This window comes from Bradyrhizobium sp. (assembly GCF_035273305.1).
Classification (GTDB): domain Bacteria; phylum Pseudomonadota; class Alphaproteobacteria; order Rhizobiales; family Xanthobacteraceae; genus Bradyrhizobium.
Genome location: NZ_DATEPI010000164.1, coordinates 1 through 9749 on the forward strand (window position 1 = coordinate 1; position 9749 = coordinate 9749).

At 59.7% G+C, this 9749-nt stretch carries 6 protein-coding genes and 1 pseudogene; 6 read left to right on the forward strand and 1 reads right to left on the reverse strand.

All coding sequences use genetic code 11. The features are described from left to right. From VJV58_RS11420 to VJV58_RS11440, 5 genes and pseudogenes are all read left to right on the forward strand, one after another. Positions 1-360, forward strand: a pseudogene (locus VJV58_RS11420) (MFS transporter); the annotation flags it as partial. A gap of 14 nt (positions 361-374) precedes the next feature. Then, positions 375-500 (forward strand): MFS transporter small subunit, encoded by a 126-nt coding sequence (locus tag VJV58_RS11425; protein ID WP_324137452.1) that lies wholly within the window; start codon positions 375-377, stop codon positions 498-500. 186 nt (positions 501-686) lie between these two features. Continuing rightward, positions 687-2396 (forward strand): NADH-ubiquinone oxidoreductase-F iron-sulfur binding region domain-containing protein, encoded by a 1710-nt coding sequence (locus VJV58_RS11430; protein WP_324137453.1) that lies wholly within the window; start codon positions 687-689, stop codon positions 2394-2396. Then, the gene (gene fdhF, locus VJV58_RS11435) at positions 2393-5161 is read left to right on the forward strand and encodes a formate dehydrogenase subunit alpha (protein WP_324137454.1); all 2769 of its coding nucleotides are present in this window, start codon (positions 2393-2395) and stop codon (positions 5159-5161) included. The genes VJV58_RS11430 and fdhF overlap by 4 nt, the downstream gene beginning before the upstream one ends. Before the next feature lie 346 nt (positions 5162-5507). Then, positions 5508-5753: a DUF6496 domain-containing protein gene (locus VJV58_RS11440; protein WP_324137455.1), complete on the forward strand. Its 246-nt coding sequence runs from the start codon at positions 5508-5510 to the stop codon at positions 5751-5753. A 141-nt stretch (positions 5754-5894) separates the two neighbouring features. Here VJV58_RS11440 and VJV58_RS11445 read toward each other — a convergent pair whose 3' ends face one another. Next, the gene (locus VJV58_RS11445; RefSeq protein WP_324137456.1) at positions 5895-6773 is read right to left on the reverse strand and encodes a Ku protein; all 879 of its coding nucleotides are present in this window, start codon (positions 6771-6773) and stop codon (positions 5895-5897) included. A gap of 110 nt (positions 6774-6883) precedes the next feature. Here VJV58_RS11445 and ligD point away from each other — a divergent pair, with 110 nt between their 5' ends. Then, entirely contained in the window at positions 6884-9571 is a 2688-nt protein-coding gene (gene ligD, locus VJV58_RS11450) for a DNA ligase D (protein ID WP_324137457.1), read from the forward strand. The last annotated feature ends 178 nt before the right edge of the window (positions 9572-9749 follow it).

Below are 9749 nucleotides of genomic sequence, written 5' to 3' on the forward strand. Positions count from 1 at the left end.
TGCGCCTTCCTGGTGATCATCAGCATGTATGGCGGTGGCTTCTCCACCGTGCCGGCCTATCTTCGCGATATGTTCGGCACACGCTATGTCGGCGCCATTCACGGATTGTTGCTGACGGCGTGGTCGATGGCCGGCATCTTCGGTCCGGTGCTCGTGAATTACATTCGCGAGTACAACGTCACCCATGGCGTGCCCAAGGCCCAAGCCTACAACACCACGATGTACATCATGGCCGGATTGCTGGTGATCGGCTTCATCTGCAACTTCTTCGTCAAGCCGGTGGATAAGAAATTCCACATGAGCGAAAGCGATGATCGTGGAGTCGAGCCCGTCGGCATGCGGGCCGGCGCTCGCGCGTAAGGGGGAGAAGAAACATGGACAATACCCACCAAAACACCACCACACCTCTGCAACTCGCGCTCGCCTGGGGCTTCGTCGGCATCCCGCTGGTACTCGGCGTGATCCAGACGCTGATCAACTCAATGCAGTTGTTCCGCTAACAGGAAGGCCCTCGGCTACGGTGCCGTAAATGTCGGTGCCGGAGCATGTCGCTAAAAAAGCGCCGGCCGCGAGAACCTCGTGGCCGGCGCTTTGCTTGGGGAAGGAGATAGAGCAATAGGCCTTGGCATCTGGCATGCCAGACGTTAGACTCTCTCCAGATTGGCTTGAAAAAAGAAGACGTTTCAATGAGTCATGATGTGCACCAGGTCCGCGCGTTCGAGCATCCCGGCGAGGGGCGCAAGCGGGCCAAAATGAACCCCAAGGGTCGCCAGGTCGATCCCACCGCCTCACACGAGATCGAACTGCTCCTGGGCGACCGCCCGCGGCGGCGGGACCTGCTGATCGAGCACCTGCATCTGATTCAGGACACCTACAAGCAGATTTCCGCTGCGCATCTGGCCGCCCTTGCCGATGAGATGAAGCTTTCGTTTGCCGAAGTTTTCGAGACGGCGACCTTCTACGCCCATTTTGATGTGGTGAAGGAAGGCGAGGCAAACATTCCGCCGCTCACGATTCGCGTGTGCGACTCGCTTACCTGCGCGATGTTGGGTGCGGAAAAATTGCTGCACGAACTACAGAGCAGTGCCGGCCCCGGCATTCGCGTCGTTCGCGCGCCTTGCGTGGGCCGTTGCGACACCGCGCCGGCGGCGGAAGTCGGCCACCACTTTGTCGACCACGCAAGCGTGGCAGGCGTACTTGCCGCCGCACAGGGTCGCGACACACACGCCCATTTGCCTGACTACATCGACTACGACGCTTATGTCGCTCGCGGCGGTTACACGTTATTGAAGCGCTTACGTTCCGGCGAACTCTCAAAGGAAGATGTATTAAAGCCGCTCGATGATGCCAGCTTGCGCGGCCTCGGCGGTGCCGGCTTTCCCGCCGGACGAAAGTGGCGCGCGGTGCTCGGCGAACCCGGGCTGCGGGTGATGGCCGTTAACGGGGACGAGGGCGAGCCCGGCACCTTCAAAGACCGCTACTATCTCGAAACGGACCCGCACCGGTTTCTGGAAGGCACGCTGATCGGCGCGCATGTCATCGAGGCACAAGACGTTTACATCTATATTCGCGACGAGTATCCGGCTTCACGCGAAATTCTGGCGCGCGAAATCGCCAAGCTGCCATCTGGCGGGCCGATTCTGCACATGCGGCGTGGCGCCGGTGCCTACATCTGCGGTGAGGAATCCTCGCTGCTGGAAAGCATCGAAGGCAAGCGCGGCCTGCCGCGGCATAAGCCGCCTTACCCGTTCCAGGTTGGCCTGTTCGGATTGCCGACGTTGATCAACAATGTCGAGACGTTGTGGTGGGTGCGCGACATTGTCGAAAAAGGCGCCGACTGGTGGAAGAGCCATGGCCGCAACGATCGCCATGGGTTGCGCAGCTATTCGGTATCGGGACGGGTGAAAACTCCAGGCATGAAACTCGCGCCGGCCGGCATTACGGTACGCGAATTGATCGGCGAATTTTGCGGAGGCATGGCTGAAGGCCACAAGTTCTACGCTTATTTGCCGGGCGGCGCCTCGGGCGGCATCCTGCCGGCTTCCATGGATAATATTCCGCTCGATTTCGGCACCCTGGAAAAATACGGCTGCTTCATCGGCTCCGCGGCGGTGATCATTCTCTCCGATCAGGACAGTGTAAAAGGCGCAGCGCTGAACCTGATGCGTTTCTTCGAGGACGAAAGCTGCGGTCAATGCACGCCATGTCGTGTCGGGACGCAGAAGGCCGCCCTGTTGATGCAAAAGCCGGTCTGGAACCGCGAATTGCTCGACGAATTGAGCCAGGCGATGCGCGATGCCTCGATCTGCGGACTGGGCCAGGCGGCCTCGAATCCGCTCACCACCGTGATTAAATATTTCCCCAACGAGTTTCTTCCGAAAGAAGCTGCGGAATGACAAAGATCCAGTTCGAACTCGACGGTAAACAAGTCGAGGCCATCAACGGCGAGACCATCTGGCAAGTAGCAAAACGCCAGGGCCGCGAAATCCCGCATTTGTGCTACACGCCGGAGCCCGACTACCGGCCCGATGGTAATTGCCGCGCCTGCATGGTGGAAATCGAAGGCGAGCGCGTGTTGGCGGCCTCCTGCAAGCGCACGCCGAGCGTCGGTATGAAAGTGAAATCGGCAAGCGCTCGTGCGGTCGCGGCGCAGAAAATGGTGATGGAGCTTCTGGTCGCCGATCAGCCGGCGCGCCAAACATCCCACGACCCCGACTCGAAGTTCTGGCACTGGGCGGAAAAAGTCGAAGTGACCGAAAGCCGCTTTCCGGCGGCTGAGCGGTGGGCGGGCGATGCCAGTCATCCGGCCATGCGCGTCAATCTCGATGCCTGCATCCAGTGCGGCCTATGCGTTCGCGCCTGCCGCGAGGTTCAGGTGAATGACGTGATCGGCATGGCCTACCGCAATCACGATTCCAAGGTCGTGTTCGATTTTGACGATCCGATGGGAGAATCCACCTGTGTCGCCTGCGGCGAATGCGTGCAGGCCTGCCCCACCGGGGCGCTGATGCCCGCCGTGATGCTGGACGAACACCAAACCCGCGTCACGTATCCGGACAAGAAGGTCGATTCGCTTTGCCCGTTCTGCGGTGTCGGCTGTCAGGTCACATACCAGGTCAAGGACGAGAAGGTGATCTACGCCGAAGGCCGCGACGGCCCGGCCAACCATAACCGACTTTGCGTCAAAGGTCGTTTCGGCTTCGACTACATCCATCACCCGCATCGGCTGACGAAGCCGCTGGTGCGCCTGCCGAATGCGAAAAAGGATGCCAACGACCAGGTCGATCCGGCCAATCCGTTCACGCATTTCCGCGAAGCCTCATGGGAAGAGGCGCTCGACATCGCCGCCAAAGGCCTGGTCAAGATCCGGGACGAGAAGGGGGTCAAGGCGCTGGCCGGCTTCGGCTCGGCCAAGGGCTCTAATGAGGAAGCCTATCTATTCCAGAAACTGGTGCGCACCGGCTTCGGCTCCAACAACGTCGATCATTGCACGCGGCTGTGCCACGCCTCTTCAGTCGCAGCGCTGATGGAAGGACTTAACTCGGGCGCGGTGTCGGCGCCATTCTCCGCTGCGATGGATGCCGAGGTTATCGTTGTCATCGGCGCCAATCCCGCCGTGAATCATCCGGTGGCGGCGACGTTCATCAAGAATGCGGCGAAACGCGGCGCCAAGCTGATCGTGATGGACCCGCTCCGGCAGAGCCTGTCGCGCCATGCTTACAAGCATTTGGCGTTCAAGGCCGGCAGCGACGTCGCGATGCTGAACGCGATGATAAATACCATCATCACCGAGGGCCTTACTGACGAGCAGTATATCGCCGGTTACACCGAAGGCTTCGACGATCTGAAGCAGCGGATCAAGGAGTTCACGCCGGAGCGAATGGCCCCGATCTGCGGGATTCCCGCGGAGACGTTGCGCGAAGTGGCGCGGCTGTATGCGCGCTCGCGCGCCTCGATCATCTTCTGGGGCATGGGCATCAGCCAGCACGTGCACGGCACCGATAATGCCCGCTGCCTGATTGCGCTCGCACTGATCACGGGACAGGTGGGCCGACCCGGGACCGGACTGCATCCGCTGCGCGGACAGAACAATGTGCAGGGCGCCTCCGATGCGGGACTTATTCCGATGTTCCTGCCGGATTATCAACCGGTCGGGCGCACCGATCTGCGCGCGCCATTCGAACGGGTCTGGCATCAGGATCTCGATCCGGTTCGCGGCTTGACGGTGGTTGAAATCATGAACGCGATCCATGCCGGCGATATCACCGGCATGTATATCGAGGGTGAAAATCCGGCGATGTCGGATCCCGATCTGCAGCACGCGCGCGAGGCGCTGGCCAAGCTCGACCATCTCGTGGTGCAAGATCTGTTCGTTACCGAAACCGCGTTCCACGCCGATGTGATCCTGCCCGCGTCAGCATTCGCTGAGAAATCCGGTACCTTCACCAACACCGACCGTCGCGTGCAGTTGGCGCGTGAAGTGATCAAGCCGCCCGGTGATGCGCGGCAGGATCTCTGGATTATCCAGGAGATCGCCCGGCGCATGGGGCTGGATTGGCGCTACAACGGGCCGGCCGACGTTTTCGCCGAGATGACCGAAGTGATGCCTTCGCTCAACAACATCACCTGGGAGCGGTTGGAGCGCGAAGGCGCGGTCACCTATCCGGTCGATGATCCCAGCAAGCCCGGCAATGAGATCATCTTCACCGCCGGGTTTCCGACCGAAAGCGGTCGGGGCAAGATCGTCCCCGCGCGCGTGTTGCCGCCGGACGAGTTGCCGGACGACGAATACCCGATGGTACTGTCAACGGGCCGCGTGCTCGAGCATTGGCACACCGGTTCGATGACGCGCCGCTCCAGCGTGCTGGATCAGATCGAGCCGGAGGCGGTGGCCTTCCTGTCGCCAAAGGACATGCGGCGCATGAAGATCTGGCCCGGCGACCTTATCAGGCTCGAGACCAGGCGCGGGGCGGTCGAGGTGAAGGTGCGCTCCGATCGCGACGTTCCCGAGAACATGGTATTCATGCCGTTCTGCTACGCCGAAGCCGCAGCCAACCTGCTGACGAATCCGGCGCTGGACCCGTTCGGAATGATTCCCGAGTTCAAGTTCTGCGCGGTCAGGGCCGAGCCAGCCCAGGTCAGCAACGCGGCGGCCGAATAATTGTTATCGGCGGTTCTGCTGTTGGACTTCTTGCACTCGCAAAAAATCAAAGTGCTCTGATCAATTGATCGGGGCGTCTTCAACGCACCTTCGGCAGGGTAGCGCGAAGCGCCGCGTGAGGCTGCTTCCTGGTTTCGCGGAACGACGAGCGAAGGCGACAAAGCGAGTACGAGCTCACTCTATCTTCTCCGTTCGACCAGATGAACGCCGCGCTCTTTTCGATCTGATTGCGCTTTGAGTTTGCTGCAGCGTCCGTCGCTTAAGCACAGCAGATCGACGCGAGCGACCTGCAATGGAACTTTCCCCAACGGTGAAGATTAATTTTCTTTCAACCAGGAGAAGTATCATGGCACGAAAGTACTCGAAGAAAGCATCGGCCAAAGTTGGGCGCGCGATGCGAAAGCGCAAGTCCGGGACTTTGAAGAGCGGCCGATCCGGCAAGAAGGTCAAGAGCCGCAAGCAGGCGATCGCAATCGGGCTCTCCGAAGCTCGCCGAGAAGGAAAGAAAGTCCCTCCGAAAAAAGGCTCAAAGAAAAGCTCAAGCAAACGAAGGAGCAGCAAAAAGAAATCCGGACGAAAGTCGAAACGTTAGCCTGAATTTGTGCCTCTCCAGCACGACCTCACTTCCCGGCCATCCACATCTTTCTTGCTATTGATGTCGTGAGATGCGGTTGCCCGGCCCACGAATGAAGCGGCGCCTCATCGAAAAGCCTATCCAGGCTTTCAACACGCTTCAGCTCGCCTTGCGATGTCGTGTCCGTGTGCGATGCGCCTTGTTGGCGGCCCGATGGCCCGATCGGACCGCCCGCGAGTGATTCCGTCGCTTTGAGGGCGCTCTGCCCTTAAGACTTTGCTGCAATGCGTCCATGAGGTTAATGACGTTGCTCGGCCGCTCCTCCGGTTCAGCAATTTTAACCGGCTTGCCGGCCGCCTTGCGCCTGACCAGCGTCTTCAGCGCGTTCTCGTATTCATCCTTGAATTTCGAGGGATCGAAATGCGCGGCCTTGGTATCGAGGATGTGCCCGGCCAGTTCGACCATGTCCTTCGAAATTTTTGGATTGGGCATGTCATCGAAATACTCGTGCTCGTCGCGTAACTCGTAGGGGTATCGCAACGTCGTCCCGAGCAGCCCTTTGCCCAGCGGCTCGATCGCGATGATATGCTCGCGGTTGGTGAGGACGATGCGGGCGAGAGCGACACGGTCCTGGTCTTTCATGGCATCCCGGATCACGGCAAAGGCATCAATGCCGGCTTTGCCGTCGGGTGCGATGTAGTAGGGATGATTCAGGTAGCGTTTGTCGATCTCATCCTTTGGCACGAAACTGTCGATCTCGATTGTGTGATTGCTTTCGATCTGGACCGCCTCCAGTTCCTCTTTCTCGACCTCGATGTACTCTCCTTTTCTCAGCTCGTAGCCGCGGGCTTTCTGGTCGCTTTCGACGACGTCGCCCGTTTCGGCATCCACCATCTGTTGCTTCAGCCGGTTGCCGGTCTCCTTGTTGATCATGTGAAATCGGGTTTTCTCGACCGCTGTTGCCGCCGGATAAAGCACGATGGGGCATGTGACGAGCGAAAGCTTCAGCGACCCTTTCCAATAGGCGCGGGGGGCCATTACAATCTCCGGGCTTGCCAGGTTCTGGAACTTCAACCGCCCTTGGAGGTTTCGGTTCCGGGAGGTTGTAATCGTGCAACCGTGCCGATGCTCATTGTGCGGGATCCAGCGTGTCGTTGAGAAATCTCTCCACTTATCGAAAAAAGCGGGACTTCGAGAAGACCGCGGAGCCGAGCGGAGATGTGCCGGTCGCGCCCGCCAAGCAGCGCCGTTTCGTGATCCAGAAGCATGACGCGAGCCGGCTGCATTATGACCTCCGCCTGGAGTTCGATGGCGTGTTTAAATCCTGGGCGGTTACAAAGGGGCCGTCGCTCGATCCACACGACAAGCGATTGGCCGTGGAGGTTGAAGATCACCCGCTCGATTACGGCGATTTCGAAGGCACCATTCCCAAAGGCCAATATGGCGGCGGGACCGTACTGCTGTGGGATCGCGGCTATTGGGAATCTGACGATCCGGAGCGCGGTTTCAAAAAGGGCGACCTGAAATTCACCCTGCATGGTGACAAGCTGCACGGCAGCTGGGTGCTGGTGCGAATGCGAAACGATCGCACCGGAGGCAAGCGCACCAATTGGTTGCTGATCAAGCATCGCGACGAATACGCCAGGGAAGGTAACAAGAACAAAATTCTGGAAGAAGACGCATCCGTCGCCTCGGGACGGAGCATGGACCAGATCGCCGCCGGCAAGGGCAGGGCACCGAAGCCGTTCATGATGGCGAAATCCGCCGGCATGAAAGCCGACGCGGTCTGGCATTCAAACCGCGCCGAGGCCGATGAAGCGCCCCGCGGGAATAAAAAAACTTCATTGCGGGTAATTGCCCCGGCAAAGGGAAAACAGGTCTCGCATATACCTGATTTCGTCGCACCGGAGCTCTGCAACCTGGTCGACCGCCCGCCGGGCGGAGAAGGCTGGTGCCACGAAATCAAGTTTGATGGCTACCGCGTGCAATTGCGCGTCGAGGATGGCGAGGCGACCTTGAAGACCCGCAAAGGCCTCGACTGGACCGACAAGTTCGGAGCGATCGCAAAAGAGGCGAGCGCGCTGCCTGATGTGCTGATCGATGGGGAGATTGTCGCGCTCGACCAAAATGGCGCGCCGGACTTTTCGACCTTGCAGGCGGCTATCTCCGACGGCAAGACCGATGAGCTGATTTTCTATGCTTTCGATCTGCTGTTCGCCGACAAGCAGGACCTTCGCCGCCTGCCGCTTGCCGATCGAAAGGCGCAATTGAAGCAGCTGCTGGAGTCGCGCGGCAAGTCCAAGGCAAATTCGATCCGCTATGTCGAGCATTTCGAAAGCGGGGGCGATGCCATCCTGAAATCGGCATGCAAGTTGTCGCTGGAAGGTATCGTCTCGAAAAAGTTGAGCGCGCCATATCGCTCCGGCCGCTCGGGTAACTGGACCAAGGCCAAATGCCGCGCCGGTCATGAGGTCGTGCTAGGAGGCTGGAAGACCACTAATGGGAAGTTCCGCTCGCTGATGGCGGGCGTCAATCGGGGCGATCATCTGGCCTTTGTCGGAATGGTCGGCACCGGATTCGGCAAGGACAAGGTCAAGCAGATCATGCCGGCGTTGAAAGCCGCAGAAGCTGACAAGAGTCCGTTCGGCGGCAAAAACGCACCCCGCAAGACATCCGAAGTGCATTGGCTGAAGCCGGAGCTCGTTGCCGAAATCGAATTCGCGGGCTTCACGGACGCGGGGAATATAAGGCAAGCTGCCTTCAAGGGGCTTCGCAAGGACAAGCCGGCTCGTGAGGTGGTGGCGGAAGAGCCCGCCGACGCGGAGATTGCCCAGCCAAGCCGCCGGAGCAAGCACAAGTCCGCGAAATCGCAATCGCGCAAAGCCGTCAAGGGCTCGAACGTTCAGGCTACGGACAAGTCCGCCGAGGTGATGGGTGTACTGATCTCAAAACCAGAAAAGGAGCTGTGGCCGGACGCCGGTGACGGAGAAGCAGTGACCAAGCTCGACCTTGCGCGCTATTTCGAAGCGGTCGGCGACTGGATGATTGTTCACCTGAAGGGGCGGCCCTGCTCGCTCGTGCGCGCGCCTGATGGCATCGGCGGTGAGAGATTCTTTCAGCGCCACGCCACGCCGGGGACTTCCAATCTCCTGGAGATGGTCACGGTATGGGGCGATCGAAAACCGTATCTGCAAATTGATCGCGTCGAGGGGCTCGCGGCCGTGGCGCAGATCGGCGCGGTTGAGCTGCATCCCTGGAATTGCGCTCCGGATGAACCTGATGTTCCCGGACGATTGGTATTCGATCTCGATCCCGCACCTGACGTTGGCTTTTCGGAGGTGATGGACGCTGCCAAGGACATGCGTCGTCGTCTATCCGACCTTGGACTGGAGAGCTTCTGCAAAACCACCGGCGGCAAGGGGCTTCATGTGGTTACGCCGCTGTTGCATGGTGCAAAGGACAAGGTGAGTTGGAAGGAAGCTAAGGCCTTCGCGCAAGGCGTTTGCCAATGGATGGCCAACGACGAGCCGGATCAGTATCTGCTCAACATGTCAAAGAAGCTCCGCAAGGGGAAAATCTTCCTCGATTATCTTCGCAACGATCGCATGGCGACCGCGGTTGCGGCGCTCTCGCCGCGCGCGCGCGAGGGCGCAACGGTCTCAATGCCAATAACCTGGGCGCAGGTGCGTAGCGACCTGGATCCCAAGCGTTACACGGTTCGCACCGTGCCGACCCTGCTCGCCAAAACGAAGGCATGGGCGGGCTATAATGAAGCCGCAGCATCGATCAAAGCAGCGATGCGCAAGCTGGCGCTTAAATCACGCGGCGCCGCGTAACCAGCATATCGGTCAGCGGGCACTCGCATTGTGACTGCGGACGGCGAGTAGTTCAAACGCCGCCTTGCAGCATCGGGCCAGCTGTGGGCCGCAAGCCTCGGTGCCGTTGCTGGTGGCGTAACGTGTCGTCGTCAGCTTACAGCCTTCCCAGAAGCAACAGGATCAGCAGAATGATGAT